The 21,762-nt window shown below is 48.9% G+C and carries 19 protein-coding genes; 14 read left to right on the plus strand and 5 right to left on the minus strand.

The annotated features are described in order from the left end of the window. Positions 1-154: 154 nt before the first annotated feature. Positions 155-712 carry a phycobiliprotein lyase gene (locus tag C7B65_RS23060; protein ID WP_106254143.1) on the minus strand — a complete coding sequence of 186 codons (558 nt, stop codon included), beginning with the start codon at positions 710-712 and terminating at the stop codon, positions 155-157. A gap of 92 nt (positions 713-804) precedes the next feature. Then, the gene (locus C7B65_RS23065; protein ID WP_106254144.1) at positions 805-2,637 is read right to left on the minus strand and encodes a DUF1565 domain-containing protein; all 1,833 of its coding nucleotides are present in this window, start codon (positions 2,635-2,637) and stop codon (positions 805-807) included. Between the two features lie 300 nt (positions 2,638-2,937). Here C7B65_RS23065 and C7B65_RS23070 point away from each other — a divergent pair, with 300 nt between their 5' ends. The 4 genes from C7B65_RS23070 (at position 2,938) to C7B65_RS23085 (ending at position 6,067) form a co-directional block, all read left to right on the plus strand. After that, complete coding sequence (locus tag C7B65_RS23070) at positions 2,938-4,047, plus strand: thiamine phosphate synthase (protein ID WP_106254145.1); 1,110 nt, start codon at positions 2,938-2,940, stop codon at positions 4,045-4,047. Positions 4,048-4,049: 2 nt separating this feature from the next. Continuing rightward, positions 4,050-4,262 (plus strand): sulfur carrier protein ThiS, encoded by a 213-nt coding sequence (gene thiS, locus C7B65_RS23075; RefSeq protein WP_106254146.1) that lies wholly within the window; start codon positions 4,050-4,052, stop codon positions 4,260-4,262. Positions 4,263-4,551: 289 nt separating this feature from the next. Further along, positions 4,552-5,529: a DUF1517 domain-containing protein gene (locus C7B65_RS23080; RefSeq protein ID WP_106254147.1), complete on the plus strand. Its 978-nt coding sequence runs from the start codon at positions 4,552-4,554 to the stop codon at positions 5,527-5,529. Positions 5,530-5,623: 94 nt separating this feature from the next. Next, the gene (locus C7B65_RS23085; RefSeq protein WP_106254148.1) at positions 5,624-6,067 is read left to right on the plus strand and encodes a tetratricopeptide repeat protein; all 444 of its coding nucleotides are present in this window, start codon (positions 5,624-5,626) and stop codon (positions 6,065-6,067) included. Positions 6,068-6,090: 23 nt separating this feature from the next. Here the strand turns inward: C7B65_RS23085 and C7B65_RS23090 are convergent, their stop codons facing one another. Continuing rightward, positions 6,091-6,567: a hypothetical protein gene (locus C7B65_RS23090; protein WP_181314483.1), complete on the minus strand. Its 477-nt coding sequence runs from the start codon at positions 6,565-6,567 to the stop codon at positions 6,091-6,093. A 364-nt stretch (positions 6,568-6,931) separates the two neighbouring features. Here C7B65_RS23090 and C7B65_RS28100 point away from each other — a divergent pair, with 364 nt between their 5' ends. The 4 genes from C7B65_RS28100 (at position 6,932) to C7B65_RS23105 (ending at position 10,760) form a co-directional block, all read left to right on the plus strand. Beyond that, positions 6,932-7,093 (plus strand): hypothetical protein, encoded by a 162-nt coding sequence (locus tag C7B65_RS28100; RefSeq protein WP_181314484.1) that lies wholly within the window; start codon positions 6,932-6,934, stop codon positions 7,091-7,093. A 116-nt stretch (positions 7,094-7,209) separates the two neighbouring features. Beyond that, a complete protein-coding gene (locus tag C7B65_RS23095; RefSeq protein WP_106254149.1) occupies positions 7,210-8,022 on the plus strand; it encodes a carbon-nitrogen hydrolase family protein in 813 nt (270 codons plus the stop codon). Positions 8,023-8,230: 208 nt separating this feature from the next. Continuing rightward, positions 8,231-9,727 (plus strand): cation:proton antiporter, encoded by a 1,497-nt coding sequence (locus C7B65_RS23100; protein ID WP_106254150.1) that lies wholly within the window; start codon positions 8,231-8,233, stop codon positions 9,725-9,727. A gap of 256 nt (positions 9,728-9,983) precedes the next feature. Beyond that, the gene (locus tag C7B65_RS23105) at positions 9,984-10,760 is read left to right on the plus strand and encodes a DUF5131 family protein (protein ID WP_106254151.1); all 777 of its coding nucleotides are present in this window, start codon (positions 9,984-9,986) and stop codon (positions 10,758-10,760) included. Here the strand turns inward: C7B65_RS23105 and C7B65_RS23110 are convergent. Then, a complete protein-coding gene (locus C7B65_RS23110) occupies positions 10,750-11,886 on the minus strand; it encodes a three-Cys-motif partner protein TcmP (RefSeq protein ID WP_106254152.1) in 1,137 nt (378 codons plus the stop codon). The genes C7B65_RS23105 and C7B65_RS23110 overlap by 11 nt on opposite strands. Before the next feature lie 379 nt (positions 11,887-12,265). Here C7B65_RS23110 and C7B65_RS23115 point away from each other — a divergent pair, with 379 nt between their 5' ends. The 5 genes from C7B65_RS23115 to C7B65_RS23135 all read left to right on the plus strand — a co-directional run bounded on the left by C7B65_RS23115 (position 12,266) and on the right by C7B65_RS23135 (position 16,734). After that, positions 12,266-12,469, plus strand: a complete 204-nt coding sequence (locus C7B65_RS23115) for a hypothetical protein (protein WP_244913272.1) — start codon at positions 12,266-12,268, stop codon at positions 12,467-12,469. Next, on the plus strand, positions 12,466-12,726 hold the full coding sequence (locus tag C7B65_RS23120) for a ParE family toxin-like protein (protein WP_106254154.1): 261 nt from the start codon (positions 12,466-12,468) through the stop codon (positions 12,724-12,726). Before C7B65_RS23115 ends, C7B65_RS23120 begins: the two co-directional genes overlap by 4 nt. A 568-nt stretch (positions 12,727-13,294) precedes the next feature. Then, positions 13,295-15,154 (plus strand): N-acetylmuramoyl-L-alanine amidase, encoded by a 1,860-nt coding sequence (locus tag C7B65_RS23125; RefSeq protein ID WP_244913273.1) that lies wholly within the window; start codon positions 13,295-13,297, stop codon positions 15,152-15,154. 129 nt (positions 15,155-15,283) lie between these two features. Further along, positions 15,284-16,183 carry a glutamate racemase gene (gene murI / locus C7B65_RS23130; protein WP_106254155.1) on the plus strand — a complete coding sequence of 300 codons (900 nt, stop codon included), beginning with the start codon at positions 15,284-15,286 and terminating at the stop codon, positions 16,181-16,183. A 119-nt stretch (positions 16,184-16,302) separates the two neighbouring features. Further along, complete coding sequence (locus tag C7B65_RS23135; RefSeq protein ID WP_106254166.1) at positions 16,303-16,734, plus strand: FHA domain-containing protein; 432 nt, start codon at positions 16,303-16,305, stop codon at positions 16,732-16,734. A 252-nt stretch (positions 16,735-16,986) separates the two neighbouring features. On the opposite strand, the gene C7B65_RS23140 is transcribed toward C7B65_RS23135, so the two are convergent. Next, positions 16,987-17,658 (minus strand): VOC family protein, encoded by a 672-nt coding sequence (locus C7B65_RS23140; RefSeq protein WP_106254156.1) that lies wholly within the window; start codon positions 17,656-17,658, stop codon positions 16,987-16,989. Between the two features lie 674 nt (positions 17,659-18,332). Here C7B65_RS23140 and C7B65_RS23145 point away from each other — a divergent pair. Continuing rightward, positions 18,333-21,725, plus strand: coding sequence for a non-ribosomal peptide synthetase (locus C7B65_RS23145; RefSeq protein WP_181314485.1), 3,393 nt, complete (start codon positions 18,333-18,335; stop codon positions 21,723-21,725). Positions 21,726-21,762 lie beyond the last annotated feature (37 nt).

Below are 21,762 nucleotides of genomic sequence, written 5' to 3' on the forward strand. Positions count from 1 at the left end.
ACTCTCCCAGATTGCATTCGGGATCTAGCCAATCAAGTCCATCAGGTTTTTCGCTGGCTAACTTGAAACCACCCTGCGTGGTTGCCCTCCATCAGGGGTAGACAAGAGGACACAACATATCGTGCCCTCTCGCGATCTGTTTTTGAAATGGCTATCACATCGTCGTTGCCTGATCTGCTGCTTTTTCGGGTGGATTGGCAACTCCCATCCGTATTTCAGAACAGAAAGAGGTCATGCTAAAGCCACCAGACCGTTTGAGAATGCTGTGACGTAAGCGCACATTTGGGCTTTCAAACCAAAACCGCTCTTTAGAAGACATCGACTCAGACTCAGTGGTGAGGGTCAGTTCTTCGCCATTCATCAGATAGCGACCTGAGACGGGCGCTTTTTTGGCGTAACCCACTTCGCGCAGCAGTTGCCCTTCGTTGGGCGCTGCTGGATCGGTCAGGGGCACCAACACTGTAGACCCCGAATGTTTCTCCTGATCCCATTCCATCGTGCCATTCCAGGTGACGCGAACCCCGCACAACGCCGAAGTGGGATCGACCTTATATAGTTCACAGAGCTTGATCACTTCAGGATCGGTCTGATCGAGCATTTCAATCACAATATCTGATCTGCCTCCTTCTTGTTGTTTGACTGCCATATTGTGGCTAGTCCGCAACGAAGACCATTTACCTGTACTCTGCTGAAAAAACTCGACGATATCCATGAATCAAAGATCCTGTTCTAGCGGCTCATGCAATCATCTTAAATTTTAAGGGTTGAATGGGGAAGTGGAGGCGATCGCAGATATTTCTGCAACTACTGCTCGATCGAGGCTTTTAACCCTTGACTTGAGAGCGTTTGTAGAAGTTCGTTAGCTTTTGCCTGGTCACCAAAGGCTCCAGCTTGCATTAGGGTACGCCCCCTTAAAGAAACCGTAAATGCATCGGGCACGATCGCTCTAACCTGTGCTTGCTCACCCGCGCTCACCGCTTCGACGACCACACGATAGCGCAATCCCAAAGCGATGGCACGACTAGGCAGCGCAGGGGGACTCCCTTCAGAATTTCTCGTTGCCGATCGCCAAACGGGAACCGTGGGCATATTACCGACATTTCCGATCGGAGCGTCACCTTTTGGAACCGGAAGCACCCCCTGCGAATTAGACAGGGCGATCGCAGGAGCAGAAGGTATGGGTGTTGATGAATTTCGTGAACTTGCAACAGGAACCGAGGCAACTGAGCCAGACTCAGGCGGAGGAACGGGAATCTCGATCGCTCCTGTCGTCGATGCTGGGCGGTTAAACAAAGCAGGCTGAACCGTTGCAGGCGACAACATAGGCGGTGCAACCCGAATGGGCGCGGGACGAGTCACGATCGCTTTGGGGACTGGAAGGCGCGCCGCACTGGTTGCCGCAGGTCTAGAAAAGAGCGGCGTTCGTTGCCCTTCTGGCGCAGATTTCACAGTAGGCGGCACCGAAATCGAAATGATCGGTGGTTGGGTGCGGGGAAGCTGTTGCCCAATGCCGATCGACGACGCAACGCTAATCGGCGAGGCAGTAGGAATGTCAGCAACCGTGGCAGTTCCTAAAAAGTCTAACTTGCCATTGGTTTTAGCTGAAGCGATTTGATTGCCAAACGTCGGAATGGTTTCGCTGCTTGCCTTGCTGTTGATGTCAAGCTGACCATTATTTAAGAACGTGTTGTTTCCAGGGTCGGCAGAGGTGCCCAAATTTGGACGAGCGCCTGCGATCGCCACCATGCCATCACGATCGTTACCATCCACGACGTTATTGCGAAGAATCGGTTGCGCTCTGCCCTGAATGACAATGCCATCTTTATTTTGAGTGATCCGATTGCCGACAATTCGCGGAGCTGCATTTTGAGCGATGTTGATGCCAAATCCTGTTTTCTCAAAGATATTCTCCGCTAGCTCTGGGCGAGAAGTGCCATAAATAGTGATGCCATTCGCCCCATTTTGATAGAAATAGTTATTGCGAAGAATTGGCGCACTGCTGCCTACCACAGACACCCCATCATGCCCATTTGCCGTAAAAGTGTTGTCGCTCACAACTGGGCTAGTCGATTCAACCCACAGCCCATAGCCCTGATTGTGAGGATTGGTCACCGTGACCCCGGTTAACCCTGCTTGATTTGCGCCCACGATCGTCACATTTTGACGCGCAAAACTGCGGCTCAAGAAAACCCCGCTGCCTTTGATGATCACGGCTTGACCGCGATCGCGTGGCTCTCCTTTAATCGTGGTTTTGGGCTTTAGCTGCAACGGAAACGTCTCGCCTGTCTCAGCGCTATAGGTTCCGGGTGCTAAAACAATGATCGTGTTGGGCTGCACCACGCGCAAAGCTTGGGTGATCGTTTTGAGCGGTGCTTGCTCACTGCCATTGTTAGAATCGGTTCCGATCGTCGAGTTGACAAACAGCAGACTATAGTTTGAGGCTTGACTGCTTGACGTTTGCGCGACTTGCAAAGGCACCTGGGCAACGACGGCTGACTGCTCCATTAGTGCAGAACCGCACAGCAGCGAAAGAGTGATGAATGTTCCTAGTTTGGCGGTTTGGCTCCAATTGTCCCCTTTAGAGACGATCGTTTGAAGACAGATTGAGCGATCGATTTGAGCAGGAAACCAACTCACGACTTTTCTCCTAGACACGGTTTTAGGATCAGATGAACGGGTGTGATTAAGACTGGGCAGTCTTTACGCCTGGTAGAGCGTGGAAACAGTCCTTCAATTTTGTATACAGATCCACGAAACGAGACAAACTTCACAAAAGTTAATAACTGAGAACACAGAATAAGAGCCAGAGATCAGAGGATAAGGTAGAGCTATCTGATCCGACTCAACGGCAAAATGACTGAAATAGAATCCCTGATCCTGCCCTCTATTTCCAGTTCCCTCTGACTGCTAAGATTGAAAATTCATGGGTTTGTTCCAATGGGCAATACACACAGCCGCAGCCAATTTGCACAACCTGCACTTTATCGAATTCTAGATGCCAACCTCGATCGCACTCGCGAAGGGATACGTGTCGTTGAAGAATGGTGCCGTTTTGGTCTAAACAACGCCCAACTGACCGAGCGCTGTAAATATCTGCGGCAAGAACTCGCCAAGTGGCACACGCCCGAGCTTCGCGCCGCCCGCAACACTCCCGGCGATCTGGGCACTGAGTTGACTCACCCTCAAGAAGAAACGCGAGACAGCATCGAACAAGTCTTGCAAGTCAATTTTTGCCGCATCGAAGAAGCTCTAAGAGTACTCGAAGAATATGGCAAGGTCTATAGCACCGAGATGGCAGCAGCCGTTAAGCAGATGCGCTATCAGGTCTACACGCTAGAGAGCAGCCTAATGGCTTATCAGCGTCACCAAAAATTAAAGCAAGCGTCACTTTATTTAGTCACCTCGCCTTCAGAAACCCTGTTTAACACGATCGAGGCAGCCCTACAAGGCGGATTGGCGATCGTGCAATATCGCGACAAAGAAACCGATGATCTGACGCGCCTCAGCAATGCCCGCAAACTCCAGCAACTTTGCCAAGACTATGGAGCGCTATTTATCGTTAACGATCGCATTGATTTAGCGTTAGCAGTTGATGCGGATGGCGTTCATTTAGGGCAGCAAGATATGCCCCTTGAGTCAGCTCGTCAACTTCTAGGACCTCAGCGTCTGATCGGTCGCTCTACCACCAACCCCAGTGAGCTAGATCGCGCCATTCGCGAAGGGGCAGATTATGTCGGAGTCGGCCCGGTTTATGAAACACCGACCAAAGAAGGAAAAGTGGCGGCTGGGGTCGAATATGTGCAATATGCAGCAGAACACTGTCCGATGCCTTGGTTTGCGATCGGGGGCATTGATACCACCAATGTTCAAGAGGTTCTCTCAGCCGGGGCGCAACGAATTTCAGTCGTTCGGGCGATCATGCAAGCCGATCAGCCCACGCTGGCAACACAATATTTTCTAGCCCAGCTAAATCAGAAGCAGACTCTACGCGGGAGCCGGAAGGTGCTTTCAAACGGGCATCCGGTAACTGAGGAACTGTGGAGCTAATCATGTCCGATCGCATCACTCTTCAAGTCAATGGAGAACCTCACACGTGTGACTCTAAAATGCTGCTGCCAAAGCTGCTAGAACAATTGGGGCTAAATCCTCGTTTGATCGCTGTGGAGTATAACGGCGAGATTTTGCATCGTCAGTTTTGGACAGAAACCGAAATCAAAAACGACGATCGCTTAGAAATTGTGACGATCGTGGGCGGCGGCTAGTGGTTAAGATTGCCGCATATAGCAATCCTGTTTCAGTTGTGAGAGTGGGACAGGCTTCCAGCCTACGGGCAAGATGCCCATCCCACAATTTACTTAGGATTGACCGTGGATCAACCCAGTTCGGTTATCTCTCCCCAAACTTGCCCTATGACACATTTCCAACCTTCGGGGAAGGCGATAAAGTAGAGGAGTAGGAATCGCTTAAGATTCGTAAAGAAATGTTAAGTTACCTACGTTTGCTCAACTCAGCACGATTCTGCTGAGACAAGCCTGGATAGGTAAAAAGTTTATGAACCAGAAAACATCTTCGTTGATGAAATCCTTTTTGAAATCTTTAGTGGCGATCGGGCTGGTGATTGCCCTAGCAATGGGTCACGCTGATAGCGCTCTAGCTGCTCGCAGTGGTGGTCGAATCGGGGGTGGATCTTTTAGAGCGCCGAGCCGCACTTATGCTCCTCCGACCCGCACGTCGCCTGGATATGGTGGCGGTGGATACGGCGGTGGTTATGGAGGTGGATACTATCCCGGCGGTGGGTTTGGCTTCCCTTTCATTCTGCCCTTTATTGGCGGTGGCGGCGGTGGGCTGTTTAGCGTGCTGATCTTTTTATCGATCGCTGGGTTCCTAGTTCAAAGCTTCCGACGCAACTCTGACGGTGGCGATGAGCTAGGCTATACCAATCCTGCGGTGTCGATCGCTAAAGTTCAGGTGGGCTTACTGGCTGAGGCGCGCAACTTGCAGGCTGACCTCGATCGCATTGCCGAAAAAGCCAACACCAACACTAATGAAGGTTTGGCTCAAGTGTTGCAAGAAACCACGCTGGCAATGCTGCGTCACCCCGAATATTGGGTCTATGGAGCCGACGAATCTCAGCAAGCTCGATTAGAAGCTGCCGAAGCTCAATTTAATCGTCTTGCACTTTCTGAGCGCAGCAAGTTTACGGCAGAAACGCTATCTAACGTCAACAATCAGCTTAAGCAAGGCTCTAGTAGCAATGCTTTGGCGCTAGCAGAAAAGGGTGGTGCCCTGGCAGAGTCTCAAGATCCGGGTGAATATATTGTGGTGACGCTGATCGCTGCCACGCAAGGCAAGCTAGAACTGCCCCCGATTAATAGCTCTGAAGACTTGCGAAAAGCGTTGAGCCTGTTAGGAGGAATTTCGAGCGATCGGCTCTTAGCGCTAGAAATTTTATGGACTCCTCAAGCGGAAGGCGATGTCTTGACTCGTGATGATGTGATTGCTGAATACCCCAACTTAAAGCTGGTGTGATTTCAGTTTGGGCGAATCATCTTCCATTTAGTAATGGGCTGAATGTAGACTAGACTGTCTATGTCCAGCCCATTCTTTTGCGACAAATCCATCAATGGAAACTGCAAATTTTCTCATCGTAGTCATTGCGATTACTGTCGTTGCCGGAATTGGAATTGGCTCAATGGTCTGGGCTTATGTAGGGACAGGAAGTCGCGCCGTTCTGTTTAAAGAGCCGATTTCTAACGTCGTTTCAGACCAAAAAGCTGAGGCGCTTCAGCAATTTCAGCAGGGACTTATTGCCTTTAGAGAAGGGCATTATCCAGCGGCGATCGAGCAGTTTACTCAAGTGATTCAACTAGACCCGACCTTTGCGGAGGTCTATCACGATCGTGGGTTAGCTTTTGCTAATTTGCGACGCGATGATGATGCGACCTTCAATTTAGTCAAAGCTAGTGAGCTTTACTTAGAGCGGGGCGATCGCGCATCGGTGACGATCGTCAAACAAAACTTAGAAGCACTCAAAGCGAGAAAGCAAGCGCGAGAAAAGGCAAGCTAATGTCGGTTGCGCTGCCCATGCTTCTACCAATCGTCATCGCCGCCGAAAAAAAACTGACCTTCAGCATTGAAATAGGGCGACTTCCACACGGTCAACTCTTTGTCAGGGCAAGTGTCGGCTCCCTCCCCTACCCCGTAGGGATGCATCCCACAGACTAGCAAATTGCCGCTATACACCTGTCCATGATAGTGCCGACACCCTGCACAAACAGGATGCTGACTCAGCATCGGTTCAACCGCTTGAATCATGGGCTGAGTTGCCGTTTCGACTATGCCCTCAAATCCAAAATAAGCTTCTAAAATTGGGTTGACCAACTCAGTTGCATACTGCTCAATCTCATCTGAGAAAGCACCTTGCACCTGAACTGCAATTTCCTCCGAAACATCCACTAATGTATTGACCACTTCAGTGACTTCTTTAGAGATTTCTAGGAAGAAATCTTCCATTTGTTCAGCCACTGTATCTAGAAATTCAGAGAAATCTTTTTGCCACTCTTCCATAATCTTTTTAGCCGGGTTTGCTTTTTAAATCAGTCGAGTTTCTGCTCAAGCTCCCTCATTCTAATGATGGGTAGATAGCTCTCAAGTTCTACTCTCAGTAGGGTCTATCTGAGGGATTATTTTTGACATCATAACTCGAATTCCTGAGTTTAGACGTAACAGAAGGTAGCGCGATCGCTCACTCAATTTACCTTTACTCAAGCGGGAAGCCTTGAACAACGGCGATCGAAAATTCACAAACAGAAATATTTCGTCAACCTGCTCAAAAGACTTTGATTAAGCTTACAGATAAATAATACCGACGCTAGAGGCAACTCAATCCCACATCCAATACCTTAAAGTCAAGACATTTAATCGAATTCCAATGAATAATTTAATCTTGACGGTTTTGCTTTTAGGGCTGCTCTTAATGATGCTGCTGGCTCCTTTTTCGGCGCTGGCTTTGTTAATGATCGTCGTTTTAGTGTCAGCGATCGGCTGGACGGTTTGGCAACTGCTGGTAACTTTGGTGAAAGGTGACACCTGAAGACTAAGAGGTCGCGATCGCTAGAGTTTTACTAGGTTTAAACTATTGGGTAGAGTCAGATGGCACAATCAACATCTACACTTCATATTCACACCCCGCAATTTTAAGCTAAACCCATGAAGTCTTACCTGGCTGCCGCAATTCAAATGAATAGTCTGCCCGACTTGCACAAAAATCTGGCTCAGGCAGAAGAACTGATTGACCTGGCAGTTCGCCGGGGCGCAGAGCTAGTGGGGTTGCCGGAAAACTTCTCATTTTTAGGAGACGAAAACGCAAAGCTGGCTCAGTCAGATGCGATCGCCCAAGAAAGCGAAAAGTTTATTAAGACGATGGCTCAACGCTTTCAGGTTTCGATTTTGGGCGGCGGCTTTCCCATTCCGGTAGATGGCGGCAAGGTTCATAACACGGCTCTGCTCGTTAACCCCAGTGGGCAAGAAGTGGCACGCTACGAAAAAGTTCATCTATTTGATGTCAATCTGCCTGATGGCAACACCTATCAAGAATCTGAGACGGTCGTCGCTGGGCTGCGAGTTCCTCCGGTTTACCCATCTAAAGAACTGGGCAATCTTGGGCTGTCGGTCTGCTATGACGTGCGGTTTCCAGAGCTTTATCGCCAACTGTCGCAAATGGGAGCCGATGTGCTGTTTATCCCGGCGGCGTTTACGGCTTACACGGGCAAAGATCACTGGCAAGTGTTGCTGCAAGCGAGAGCGATCGAAAACACCTGTTATGTAATTGCTCCGGCTCAAACGGGTCGTCACAACTCGATTCGGCAATCGCACGGGCACGCGATGATTATTGACCCGTGGGGCGTGATCTTAGCTGATGCGGGAGATGAACCAGGGGTGGCGATCGCGGCGATCGAGCCAACCCGTTTAGAGCAGGTTCGTCGCCAGATGCCCTCGCTCCAACATCGTGTATTCATTTAAAGCAACCCCCTAAAGAAATGAGGCGTTGCTGAATCAAAGCATGAATGACCCTCACCCCCAACCCCTTTCCCCAAGGAGAGGAGAGCTAGAAATCTTGTTCCCTCTCCTTGGGGAGAGAGCTAGGGTGAGGGCAAATTCATGGGTTCAGACCCGGATTCAGCAACGCCAGAAATGAGTACCATTAAAAGCGACGATTATGGCTTAATCAATGGTTGTTTCTCCTGGGCTGAATGTGTTGAGTGGCATTGATTTCTGGTTTCCTATCAGCAAGACTACACCTGTTTTAGCGGCGGCGACCGCAGCAGAAAGTAGCTCGATCGTGCTAGCCAGCGTTTTGCTAAGTCTGGTAATCGTTTATTTTGCCAGCAAGCTAGGCGGCGAGATTTGTGCCCGCCTCAATCTGCCGTCCGTCTTGGGCGAGTTGGTGGCAGGCGTTTTGGTGGGCGTTTCGGCGCTGCATCTGCTGGTGTTTCCGGGTGGTGGCATCGATGCCAGCAGTTCTTTGATGATGCAAATGGTGCAGATGAGCGCTCAACTGAGTTCTGAAGGACTGACAGCAGTGTTTCAGTCGCAGAGCGAGGTGATCTCGGTTTTGGCAGAAATCGGCGTGGTGATTCTGCTGTTTGAGATTGGGTTAGAGTCAGACCTCAAAGAACTGATCCGAGTCGGGCCGCAAGCTGCGATCGTTGCCGTAGTTGGGGTTGTCACTCCCTTCACGCTTGGCACCGTAGGGCTGATGCTGCTATTCAAGGTGGCTGCGATTCCGGCAATTTTTGCGGGGGCGGCTCTGACTGCAACTAGCATTGGCATCACGGCTAGAGTATTGGCAGAAATTCAACAACTCGCCTCTAAAGAAGGACAAATCATTATTGGCGCAGCCGTGCTAGACGATGTGTTAGGCATTATTGTGCTGGCGGTGGTGGCTGGGTTGGCAAAAACGGGCGAAGTGCAAGTCGGAAATGTGGTCTTCCTGGTAGTCAGCGCGGTCGTCTTTTTGGTCGGCTCGATCTGGTTAGGGCGATTGCTCAGTCCATTTTTTGTCATTCTAGTCAATGAGTTAAGGACTAGAGGTCAACTGCTGATTACAGCACTGATCTTTGCCTTTCTGCTGTCTTATGTGGCAGCCGTGATCCAGCTAGAGGCGATCTTAGGGGCTTTTGCGGCGGGGTTAATTTTGGCAGAAACCGAGAAACGCAAAGAACTCGAAGCACAAGTGAAGCCGATCGCCGATATGCTGGTGCCGATTTTCTTTGTAGTGGTGGGTGCCCGAACGGATGTCAGCGTTCTCAACCCATTTGTGCCAGAGAATCGGGAAGGGCTGATCATGTCGGCGTTTTTGGTCGTGGTGGCGATCGTCGGTAAGGTGATTACTGGGTTCACTTTGTTTGGGCAATCACCGCTTAATCGATGGGCGATCGGCATTGGCATGATTCCGCGAGGAGAAGTCGGGCTAGTGTTTGCTGCCATTGGTGCTTCTAGCGGCGTGTTGTCCGATTCTTTGCAGGCGGCGATCATCGTCATGGTGATTTTGACCACGTTTGTTGCTCCTCCTCTGCTGCGTGTAGCGTTCTCAAATCAAGCGGCTCCGATCGCTCTTTCTGAAGAAGCTGCGATCTTAGATGCCTCTGCTTTAGTTGATGCAGTAGACGATGGATTAGTGACAGAGACAACATTAGTAGAAGATAAGCAGACCGCTAGCGAATAGCTTTTTAGCACTCAAGGGATGGGTGGGGAGAACGTTAGCATATTTCGTAAGTGCAGATTGCGACTTCACCAACAGAGGCTAGTTCTGCCTGAAAAAGGTGATTTTTGGGTATGTTGTCCATTATTTTCTGACATATAACGTAGAAAATGGTGTGCAGTGATAGGATTGCTTATGTAAAATCTGATATAGTACAGAAAAACTATTTAAATTCTGGGCAGATAGCATCTGTCGCAAATGTAGCTTGCGGAGTTGAAACATGTCTAGTACGCAGACTGGTATTGAGTGGACTGATAAAACTTGGAATCCAACAACTGGTTGCGACAAAATCAGTCCGGGTTGCCTACATTGTTATGCTGAAGCTCTTACACAGCGGTTTCCAAAAAACTTTTCTAATGGATTTGGGTTGACTTTACATCCAGCTAGATTGGAAGAGCCATTGCGTTGGCGCACTCCAAGCCGAATTTTTGTCAACTCAATGAGTGACCTTTTTCATGAAGATGTGCCACTCGACTTTATCAAACAAGTTCTTTCTGTGATTCGTCTAACACCCTGGCACGTATATCAAATCTTGACAAAGCGGCATGAACGCTTACGGGATCTGACTTCTGAGTTAGATTTTCCCGAAAACGTTTGGTTGGGCGTGTCAGTTGAGAATCAAAACTACGTTGATCGTCTTGAGTACCTTCGTGAGGTTCCTGTTTCAGTGCGCTTCATTTCATGTGAGCCACTTTTAGGAGCGTTGAAGCTTGACTTAACTGATATCCATTGGGTTATTGTGGGCGGGGAATCTGGACAAAAGAACCGCCCCATAAAAGTTAGCTGGGCAGAAGATATCCGCGATCAATGTCAGAAAGCAGGGGTATCATTTTTCTTCAAACAAGTTGGCGGTAGGACACCAAAAGCTGGAGGTAGATTGCTTAATGATGAAATCTGGGATGAAATGCCTGATGCGTGGGATCAACACATCCGAAGATGGGGTAGCGCTCCACTCAAAGGTATGAGACGTTTAGGAAAACTGGAACTCACTGCATAGATGGGAATTTTACTTTCACTGAATCTGCAAACGTGGTTTCTCCCTTCATTTTTCGTCGTTTACTGGCAGGTGGCTCCGCTACAATCTTGCCTTGGGCTTCAAGTTTACTGAGAGCAACTTTGTAGTTCTTGCCGATGTAGGGCTTCCCGACATGATGCTGGTCGTAAATTTCCTTCATCGTCATAGCTCTTCCTGCAAACCTATCTAGCAGCATAGATTCCAGTTCATCAAGAGGACGAGTTAACTCAAAAAGTAATGGTTGTTGAGCAGTCGCTGGGTTGTATTCAAAGGATGGCACACCCTGAGCCTGGTCAGTACTCTCTTTAGCCATTATATCCTTCATGATTTCGTAGCCTTTGACGTGCTTGCTTACGAAGATTAGGTGATGGCTGGTGCGATTTTCAATTTCATGTTTGAAGCGAAAAGGGAGAACATACTCGCCGCCCATTTCTTTCAATGCCTCACAGATGGCTTCTACAACGGTTAACTCACGTTCCTGTGGAGCAAGTGGTTTCAGTTGTTCACGAACTTGATCTGCCCGTGATTGTCCAAAAAGCGCGTTCATGTGATCTTGAACAGCCACATTACTCAAACCCATATTGATGCGATTGTAATTGAAGAAGAAGATACAGTCGCAGCCCCAGTCTTTGACAACAGAGTTAATAAGCTGGAGTGACAACCCTTTGTAGCCAAAAGGATCAACAAAAAACAAAGTGGGAACTAATCTTCGCTCTTTGAATGTTTTGACTATGTTGTCTCCAACTTCATGGTTGAGAATTTGCGGGCGGTATCTCAGACTCTCTATGCCCGGAATTAAATCTATAGCTTGCTGAAGAGAGTCAACGTTGTCCGCATCAACATCATTAAAGATGGACACCAGCATATTTCGCATATCTGGATCTGAAATAGCAGTTTCCAAAACCTTCACAGGGGTTGACTTTGAACCATCCTTGTATCGTCCCGCACCAGCGAAAAGATCGATATAAGCAATTTTAGGTTCTGAAACCGATGATTTCTTTGCTGTTGGGATAATAACTTTTGCCCAAACCCAGAAATATTTTTCAACAATCCTAGCTTTTATCAAGGACTGTTCTTTTTGCTCATCGAAGAAGGAATTTCCTGTCATAACCTGTATCAATAATGACGGTGAGTACTAGTATTTTAGCTGAGAAGCATTGCCTTCCATGTTATGCGATCTCCTTCGTTTTCTGCACTGAGCAGAAAAAACTGTGCTTAGTTTTGAAGGCGCGGATAGGTAGTGTTATTGCCTCTGCATAACTAAATCAAGGGATCAGTGGCAAGGAGAGGGCTAGCAATTGATGAAGCTGATGAGCTAGGGATCTTGGTGGTGAAACAAAACCGGTATGTCGCCGCTTATCTTAGCCGATCGGAAGATCTGTCTTATCTCTTGCCCGATCGCCCAACCCAACTACTGAATCATCATTCATAGGCACAAAAGAACTTGATATAGTTAGACCAGCCAAATTAGAAGTCTAAATGTTTTGATGATGAACACATTACAAGACATCGAACACGCGATCGCTCAACTTCCCTCAGAAGACCTAGCAGCATTTCGCGCTTGGTTTGCAGAATTCGATGCCGAAATTTGGGATCGACAGTTTGAAGCAGATGTGAAAGCAGGTCGGTTAGATGCACTTGCAGAAAAAGCACTCAAAGACTTGCGTGAAGGGCATTGTACTGATCTGTGAGACATCGAGGGACTCCAGATTTTTGGTATCACTACCGTCAGTTACCAAACGAAATTCAAGACCTAGCTGACAAGTCTTACGAACTGCTTCAGCAAAATCCTTGTCATCCATCGCTGCATCTCAAAAAAGTAGGTCAGTATTGGTCAGTGCGAGTCGGAATACACTACCGAGCAGTCGCTGTAGCTGAGGGAAGAGATTTTGCATGGTTTTGGATTGGTTCGCACGCAGAATACGATCAGTTTCTGGGTCGTGAGTAGTGACATGGCAAAAAAATAGTTTGAGCAGAAAGCAAGTGTATTAGAATGCTTAAGCCTAAATCTAATTTTTATTGATTAGATAGATTCGGCAATGTTGCTCTGATATCAAATGCTTTGCTCTCTCAATCATTGATCCTATGCAAACAAAATCGCTGAGTGAAAATCTTATAGGTACTTTCTGAAACTTGATTCGTGATCTTTGCGTCTTCGAGATTCGAGGGTGCATAAAATTTCTGTGATTTTCGCAGATTTTCCAGAAAGGTGTGATTCGTCTGAGAATACTAATAGGCAAAAACTGCATTATCGACATTTTCAAAGGCTTTGCTAGCTCTAGGGGCAAAGATTGTCTTTGTCTTTGATGAATCTTCCTCAACGTGGGGAACGCTCTACGGTATTCAGTTTGTCAAACGGCAATGTTTAGATTTTAGGCAGAGTCAGGGTGTTATTTAACTCAGCCTTGTATTGGCTTGAAAATGTGACCGATCGCAGAAATTTAAACCTTAAAGTTCAGATGATTTTCGATTCGTCAAACCCCTCAGAGCTGCGAGGCATACAAGGAGAAATTGCTTTGAAACGCAACGGATTATTGTCTCAATTAGTTGAAAAAAAACAGGCAAAAGCAAATAGAAACGTCGCCAAAGGAGCGGCTAATTTTTTCTTTTTTCTCCTGCCTTTTGCCATTTTTCTGGTTACATTGCCCGCTCAGGCGGCCAAACTGCAATTTTGGCGGTTTGATGCCAGCCAAAACCGTTTAGAGTTTACGACCGACGAAGGGGTGCAACCCAAGGCACAACTGATTGCCAACCCGACTCGACTGGTGATTGACCTGCCAGGAGTTCGGCTCGGTCGCCCTGCGGTGACACAACCCGGCAACGGCAGATCGATTCAATCGCTGCGGGTGGGGCAGTTTGATAAAGACACGACCCGCATCGTCGTCGAATTAGCACCAGGCTATACGATCGACCCCAATCAAGTGCGGTTTCGGGGCGCGTCTCCACAAAACTGGACGGTGCAGCTTCCGACTCCCCAGTTGACCTCGACACCAACTTCTGGCAATCCGTCGTCACTGCCCCCGATCGGATCGACCAATCCAGGCACGGCGATCGGGGCAACGCAAGTGCAAAGCATTCAGCCGACCCCCGACGGATTTTTTATTCGCACGAGTGGCGGTCAGCCCCAAATTCGAGTCCAGCGCACGGGCGATCGTCGTCAGACGCTAGTTGATCTCTATGGAGCCTCGATCTCGCCCAGCCTCTCGTCTCGTGATTTTCTCGTCAACCGCAACGGAGTCAGTCGGGTGCAGGTGACGCAACTGCAATCGTCTCCGTCGGTCGTGCGCTTAACGCTGTTGATGTCGTCGCCCAGCAGTGGTGACTGGCAGGCAAGCGCGAGCGGCTCAAACGGAATTGTCTTGCTGCCTCAATCTGGGACGGCAACCAATCCGGGGACTTCTCAACCGTTGCCTAGCACTGCGTTAGCAACCGTTCGGTCAGTTGAGTTAGATGAAGGCAGTCGGCAGCTATTGATTCGCTCCGATCGCCCGATTCGCTACACCTCTGGGTGGGATCGAGCATCCGGCGCTTATCGAATTACGATTCCTTCAGCGCAGTTAGCCCGATCGGTGCAAGGGCCACGACTCACCGCCAGCAGTCCTTTGCTGCAAGTCCGTTTGCGGCAAGAAACTCCGAACACGGTGGCAATTTTGGTCTTGCCCGCAGCAGGGACGCAAATTGGGGATATTAATCAACCGAGTCAGCAGCTTCTCGCCTTGCAATTGCAGCGATCGTCCCTGTTCCCGGTGCCGCCTTCATCGGGTAGCGTTCCTGGATCTAGCATTCCGGTGCCGCCTGCGACGAATGTGCCACCTATCTCGCTACCGCGCGTTCCCAATGGCAAAGTCGTGGTCGTCATCGATCCAGGACACGGCGGGCCTGACCCCGGAGCCGTCGGCGTTGGCGGGCTGCAAGAGAAAGAAATCGTTATGGATATTGGTCGCCAAGTGGCTGCCGCTTTAGAGCAGCAGGGTGTGCAAGCGGTGCTGACTCGCACCACCAACAATGTCGATGTCGATTTAGAACCTCGCGTCAGCCTTGCAGAACGCATCAACGCGACGCTGTTTGTCAGCATTCACGCCAACTCGATCAGCCTCAGCCGTCCCGATATTAATGGTTTAGAAACCTACTATTACCAGAGTGGGGCAGGTTTGGCGAAATCGATTCACAATAGCGTCTTGCAGGGAACTGGAATTCAAGATCGGGGCGTGCGGACGGCGCGATTTTATGTGTTGAGAAAGACCTCGATGCCGTCGGTTCTCGTTGAAGTCGGGTTTGTGACGGGGCGAGATGATGCCTCTAAACTCTCAACGTCTGCTTATCGCAAACAGATGGCAGACTCGATCGCACGAGGAATTTTGCAGTACATTCGATAGCAGTCTGAACCAGATGGGGATTGAGCCGATCGGCGTTAGCCTCTAAACTAAGAACCATCTAGACATTTCCCCTGATTGGGAGTTAAAGTCTGCGGTCAGAGTGTGTGTGTGAGGAGTCAGCATTTATCTATGAAAAGTCAAGCATCCGATTTTGGTCGGCGAACTGAGTTTTTGCTCGATCAGCTACCGTCAAGTCAAGCCCCCATCGGCGTTTTTGATAGCGGCGTTGGGGGATTAACGGTTTTAAGGGAGCTTTATCGCCAATTGCCCAATGAGTCAATTCTCTATTTTGGAGACACGGCTCGATTGCCCTACGGAACCAAGTCTCGCAGCGAAATTTTGCAATATGTGCGGGAAATTTTGACTTGGATGGTGCAGCGCGGAGTCAAAATGGTGATCATGGCGTGTAACACCAGTTCGGCACTGGCGATCGAGACGGTGCGATCGGAGTTTCCTGACTTGCCAATTTTGGGTGTGATTTTGCCAGGCGCACGAGCCGCTGTGCAGGTTGGCAAGCGAATTGGAGTGATTTCGACCCCGGCAACCGCAGCCAGTAACGCCTATCGAGACGCAGTTTTAGAAGTTGACCCCACGGCAGAGGTTTGGCAGATTGGCTGCCCTGAGTTTGTGCCGATCGTGGAGGCAAACCGCATTGACGAACCCTACACCTATCAAGTGGCGCAGGAGTATTTAGAGCCTTTACTTGAGCAGGAAATCGACACGCTCGTTTACGGCTGCACCCATTATCCGCATCTTGCCCCCGTGTTAAGATCGCTGTTGCCACGATCGGTGCAACTCATCGATCCAGCAGTGCATGTTGTGAAATCAGCCTCTCAAGAACTTGATCTGTTAGGGCTAAAGCAAGTCCGATCGCCTAGACCCACCGAGTTTTGGGTGAGTGGCAATCCTCAACCGTTTATCGAAATTTCGCGACAATGGCTGGGTTGCACGCCTCTGGTTGAGCAAATGACTTTGCCGTCTGTGATCTGGCAATCGCTCTCGGTGGAATCAGAATCGACTTCTCTTTGAGAATCTGAGCAAGATTGGGTGTTCAGATTTCTGGCGTGATTTGCGTTACACCCGATCGAGCAATTCTTTTAGAGAATACAGATAATGTTCAAATTTGTTTCACTTTGATTGCTGTTTCAATGTCATCAGAATCTTTTCAAAATCATGTCCTAGTTGTCGAAGACGATCAGGGACGGCGAGAGTTAAGGCTAGAAGAAGTCACTTACTCGATCGGTCGCGATCCTAAGTGCGATATTCGACTAGCCTCTCAATTTGTGTCTCGTCGTCACGCGACGCTGTTGCAGTTGCCTAATGACGATGGCACTCATCATTACCGCATTGTCGATGGCACCCTCAGAGGTCACCCAAGCGCAAACGGACTGCTGATTAACAGCCGAAAGCTAAGAACCTACGATTTGCAAAACGGAGACGAAATAATTTTTGGACCCCATGTGCGGGCCATCTACTACTTGCTTGAAGAAGGCACGGTCATCCCTGCTTCTGATGACTTTGACACAGCGATCGGCAATGTTTCACCCGATGATGGACTGTCGCCTATCCGCATTCCTTAACGATCGTGAATTCGGGGTTTCGCAGCTTCTATTAGCGTCAGTTCGATGAGTTTTTTCACTGCGTTCTTCAGCGCTTCAGCCCCCTAAATCCCTCAATTCTGGGGGACTTCAAGCCGAGAATTTAAGTTCAAAGTCCCCTAATTTTGGGGGATTTAGGGGGCAGCCCGGATTGGCAACCGCAGCGAAAAGCCTCATCGAATTCACGTTCTATTACTTGTAGCAAGTCTTTCTAAAATGGATACTAACAAACTACTATTGCGAGATCGTAGGCTCCTCGCTAGTCACACGCTCAGGGTTGCGACTGGCAGAAAAGGGGAGTTCAACAGCGGGGGGTAGCCAGTCAGAAGGCATGGCAGAAAAGGTGGTGAAGGTGGTAATTTCTCCTTTAGCGGTCGCCTCTTCAACCTGCCGATAAAATCCTTTTCCAGCTTTTTGAGAGAAGGTGACTTCAAGCTCTTCTTGAATGCTTCTAGGACGCTGTACATATTCTGCAAACTGGGTTTCTGAAGCACTCAGTTGAGAATAGCCTTTGCAAAATAGTTGCTTGAGAATACCAAATCCATCTTTCTTAGAGATTGGCTCTCCGAGTGGGTTGCAACCATATTGTTGCAGACGATCCATAAATTTATCTAAGTCTGACGTGTCATAAGCGACGTGTTGAACGCTGTGATCGCCGTGACAATCGGCAAACAGAGTCACCTGAGATTTTTCTGCTCGATCGATGCCTTCAACTAGTGCAATGCCAAACGCGCCAAAGTCAATGCACCACAGCTTCATGCTGCTTTTAGGATTCTCAGGATCGACATCATCAATGCGGGTCACTAGTCTTCCGCCTTCAACTTCGAGGTGATACCACGCCCACTTTTCAATCATTCCTTTTTCGCAAGCGTAGGTGATGTGATCAACTCTAACTAACCAACTCATAGCAGCCTCCTCTGTTTACAAGGTCTAAGTTATGGAGTTCAGCGCTAAGTGAGGGCTAAGTAGAAACACCTCGCTCTAGAGATTGATGAATTGAACATTCAGTAAAAGCGCTGACTTGACATCGACCATAGCCAGGGAACAGACAAAGCACCAGTAAATACTCGTAATTTTCATGATTAAGGATTTTTTTATGAAGACACGGTTAAGTTTCGTATTTTACGCCAAATCACTTGCAGACTGTAGTCTCTGATACTCCAAAATCTGTGACCGCTAATCAGTGAGATTCTGCTTTACAGCAATTTTATGCGTTCTTAATTTGAGAGATTGCACCTTAAGTTCAGGCATGACCTACTATACACAAGCAATACAAATCTTTTTCTAGCTAATTCTTCTATGAAAATCGTTTACCGCTTGTGTTGTTTTTATGAAGCTTATGTATGAGTACTGGAATCTACCTAAATAAAAGTGTTACGTTCCCTAGCTAATAGCACTTGGATTAGTTGCTCGATATGCATCATCTATGGATACATGAGCTTTTTTAAAGTCAGTCCCGATTTCTAATGGTTTTGGTGAGTCACTGCACTGTTCCAGTAGCGATTAGAGAAGTGACGGGGCCATCCATGTTTTGAGGCGCATTGAAGCAAGTCGCGCCCTGTAAACTTAGGAGTTCTGTTGTGGTCGTTACAAACAAAACATTCATCTCCCTGAATCTTTCTACGTCTGTGCAACCTCAAGATACGAGTGATGTTCAAGAGACGATCGCAGCGCCTCAAACTCTTGAAGCGCGATCGCAGCTACAGTTACCCGTCAATCGCCCCAAACTGGCTTCGACTCTTGATCAACCTGCCTATCAGGTGTTTTCGCTGCCCGATCGCTTAGTCCAATCTCTCACCACACAAACTCAGGGCACGATCGAAGCTCAGTCAATCATTCTGGCAGCTTTTAAGACGTTGCTCTATCGCTACACTCAACAGGAAAAGATCAGCCTAGGGTTAATTCTCTCTAATAGAGAAAGCAACCAACATCACATCTCAGAACTGTCTGCTGATTTACACAGTCGGCTAAAAAGCCGAACACTGGCTAGTGATATTTGCAAAACACTCACATTAGTGTCTCAAGAGAGTGTTTGGAAGTCACAGCCGTCAGAAAGATCTAAATGGTTATCGAATCATTCTGTGATCGTTACGTTAATAGAAAACGTGCCCGACGTTGAAGACAAAGACCAACAGCTAAAAGAATTTAAGCAACACCTTTGCCAATTCACTGACAGCCCAGATTTACATCTCACCATTCTCCAGTCAGCGTCTAGCGTTTCAGGTTTTTTTAGATACAACGCAGCCCTGTTTGACTCAGACACGATCGAGCGGCTGTCAGGTCATTTTCAGGTGTTACTGACAGGAATGCTCGCTGACTTAGACTGCCCGATCGCGCCACTGCCACTATTAACCCAACCAGAGCAACACCAACTGCTCGTAGAGTGGAACAGTCAGCCAGCAAATTATCCCCAAATTCCCATTTATCGCCATGTTGAAGCCCATGCTGTCGAATATCCAACCGCGATCGCGCTGCGGTTTGGGTCACAGCATCTCACTTATGCAGAACTCAATCAGCGCGCCAATCAACTCGCCCATTTCCTCACCCACAAAGGAATTCGACCGGGCGATCGGGTGGCGGTTTGCATTCAGCCGTCGCTAGAGATTGCGGTGTGTTTACTCGGCATTCTCAAAGCAGGTGGCATTTATGTGCCGTTAGATCCGACTCATCCGGCCAGTCGCTTGGCGATGATTTTAGACGACACAGATGCAGCCGTTTTGCTGACACAAGCCCCCCTTCTGTCCAGTCTGCCCCAGGGGATACAGACGATTTGTCTCGATCGCGAGTGGGATCTCATTTGTCCATTCCCTACCCACAACCCCGATATTGAACTTCTCCTCGATCAGACTGCCTACATCATCTACACGTCCGGCACCACCGGAACGCCGAAAGGAGTCGCGGCGAGTCACCGCAATTTAGTCAACTATATTCTCGCAACGCAAGATCGTCTCGGCTTCGATCGTCACGATGTCATGCCTGCGATCGCTCGGTTTACGTTCAGCATTTCTCTCTTTGAGTTATTGTCCCCTCTGGCAGCAGGCGGAACGCTGGTCATTCTTGAGCGAGAACACATTCTCGACTTTGGGCGACTGACTCAAACTTTAGAACAGTTGACCATGCTGCACACCGTTCCAAGTTTGATGCGACAACTGTTGATCTACATTCAAGATAACGAATTAGATTTAACAAAATTTCGTCGCCTCAAGCATGTATTTACCGGAGGTGACACCGTTGCGCCTGATTTGTTAGAAACGTTAAAGAACGTATTCCAAAACGCAAACGTTGCTGTTCTCTATGGGTGTAGCGAAGTGTCTTCGCTGTGTGCAACTTATCCGGTTCCTAGAAATCACGTTGTCACCAAAAGTCGAGTCGGAAAACCCTTTAATAACGTCAGTTTGCGCCTCTATGATTTGGATCAAAATTTAGTTCCGATCGGGGTGGCTGGCGAGATTTATGTCGGGGGCGCAGGGGTGACAAACGGCTATCTCAATCGTGAAGACCTGACTCAAGAGAAGTTTGTGACGATCGACGGACAGCGATTTTATCGGACGGGTGATCTGGGGCGCTTTAACCCCGATGGCAATCTCGAATTTTTGGGTCGCGCCGACTTTCAAATCAAGCTTCGCGGTATTCGGATCGAGCTAGGCGACATCGAAGCTGCCCTTCGTCAAGCACCTAACGTCTCTGAAGGAGTCGTAATGGCGCATCAACTGGCAAACGGCGAAAAAAACCTGGTTGCTTATCTAGTATTAGCGCGAAAATCGGATTCTACGATCGAGTCCATTCGTCAATTTCTCCAGGCAAATCTGCCCGACTATATGGTGCCTGCTGCCTTTGTCGTACTCGATGAGATGCCGCTCAACCCCAATCGCAAGGTCGATCGACGCGCCTTGCCGTTACCTACGGCTGAAAACGTGGTCAGCCTCAAAAACCTCGTGCCTCCGAGCAACGAATGGGAGCAAAAACTGACCGAAATCTGGGAAGCGGTTTTAGACACTCATCCGATCGGAGTCACCGATCGCTTCACCGACCTGGGCGGACATTCGCTGCTTGCCACTCAAATCATGCATCGGATTGAGCAAACCTACCAGAGAAAGCTGCCTGTGATCGCGTTCTTTCAGGCTCCGACAATTCGAGAACAGGCGATTTTGCTGCAACAAGACTCGATCGCCGTGTCTTCGATCGTCCCCCTCCAGCCCAAGGGATCGAAGCCGCCTCTGTTTGGCATTCACGTCATGGGCAGAGGGTTGGACTTTTACCGTCCGTTAGCAAGCCATTTGGGAGAAGACCAACCCCTGTATGGGTTGACTTCCCAGATGTTAGACGACGAAGAGATGCCCCCCAACGACGTGAAAGCCCTGGCGACTCACTACATCGAAAATTTGCGAACTCTGCAACCCAACGGCCCTTATCGGCTGGTGGGGATCTCATTTGGCGGGGTAATTGCCTTTGAAATGGCGCAACAGCTTCACGCTCAGGGTGAAACGGTGTCGCTGCTGGGGGTATTTGACACGCCTGCACCAGGGGTTGGGCAAAAACTGCCTTTACGATCGCGGCTCTTTGCCTATGGCAGCCGCTTTCTGAAACTCAAGCCGTCCCAAGGGCTGGCACGAGTCAAGCGTCGCCTCTTAGAGAAAAGTCTGAAAAAGGCAAGCGGAGAAAAGGCTTATCGGTGGGTTTATCGCACGATCGGTCGTCCTTTTCCGCTTGAGTTAGAAGACATGATTTATGCCCAACATCACCAAGAGGCAAGCGGGGTCTACGCTCCCGAACTCTATCCGGGGCAAATCGTGATGTTTCGGGCACAGGATCAGGAGATCAGTGTCACGGCAGAATCAGATCCGCGTTTGGGCTGGGGAGATCTGACTATTGGAGGGTTAGAGGTGCATGACATCCCCGGTGATCATCTAGGAATCTTAAAGGAGCCTAACGTTCGAGTGCTGGCTCAAGCGCTGAGACAATATCTAAACTGACAGGATTTGACATCCTATCTAACCCGGCAACCATTGT

This window comes from Phormidesmis priestleyi ULC007, assembly GCF_003003695.1.
GTDB classification, from domain to species: Bacteria; Cyanobacteriota; Cyanobacteriia; order Leptolyngbyales; family Leptolyngbyaceae; genus Phormidesmis_A; species Phormidesmis_A priestleyi_A.

Excerpts from the sequence above, each read along its gene's own strand:
- C7B65_RS23060 (WP_106254143.1), bottom strand. The coding sequence starts at position 712 with ATGGATATCGTCGAGTTTTTTCAGCAGAGTACAGGTAAATGGTCTTCG.
- C7B65_RS23070 (WP_106254145.1), top strand. The coding sequence starts at position 2,938 with ATGGGCAATACACACAGCCGCAGCCAATTTGCACAACCTGCACTTTAT.
- thiS (WP_106254146.1), top strand. The coding sequence starts at position 4,050 with ATGTCCGATCGCATCACTCTTCAAGTCAATGGAGAACCTCACACGTGT.
- C7B65_RS23080 (WP_106254147.1), top strand. The coding sequence starts at position 4,552 with ATGAACCAGAAAACATCTTCGTTGATGAAATCCTTTTTGAAATCTTTA.
- C7B65_RS23085 (WP_106254148.1), top strand. The coding sequence starts at position 5,624 with ATGGAAACTGCAAATTTTCTCATCGTAGTCATTGCGATTACTGTCGTT.
- C7B65_RS23090 (WP_181314483.1), bottom strand. The coding sequence starts at position 6,567 with ATGGAAGAGTGGCAAAAAGATTTCTCTGAATTTCTAGATACAGTGGCT.
- C7B65_RS28100 (WP_181314484.1), top strand. The coding sequence starts at position 6,932 with ATGAATAATTTAATCTTGACGGTTTTGCTTTTAGGGCTGCTCTTAATG.
- C7B65_RS23095 (WP_106254149.1), top strand. The coding sequence starts at position 7,210 with ATGAAGTCTTACCTGGCTGCCGCAATTCAAATGAATAGTCTGCCCGAC.
- C7B65_RS23100 (WP_106254150.1), top strand. The coding sequence starts at position 8,231 with ATGGTTGTTTCTCCTGGGCTGAATGTGTTGAGTGGCATTGATTTCTGG.
- C7B65_RS23105 (WP_106254151.1), top strand. The coding sequence starts at position 9,984 with ATGTCTAGTACGCAGACTGGTATTGAGTGGACTGATAAAACTTGGAAT.
- C7B65_RS23110 (WP_106254152.1), bottom strand. The coding sequence starts at position 11,886 with ATGACAGGAAATTCCTTCTTCGATGAGCAAAAAGAACAGTCCTTGATA.
- C7B65_RS23115 (WP_244913272.1), top strand. The coding sequence starts at position 12,266 with ATGATGAACACATTACAAGACATCGAACACGCGATCGCTCAACTTCCC.
- murI (WP_106254155.1), top strand. The coding sequence starts at position 15,284 with ATGAAAAGTCAAGCATCCGATTTTGGTCGGCGAACTGAGTTTTTGCTC.
- C7B65_RS23135 (WP_106254166.1), top strand. The coding sequence starts at position 16,303 with ATGTCATCAGAATCTTTTCAAAATCATGTCCTAGTTGTCGAAGACGAT.
- C7B65_RS23140 (WP_106254156.1), bottom strand. The coding sequence starts at position 17,658 with ATGAGTTGGTTAGTTAGAGTTGATCACATCACCTACGCTTGCGAAAAA.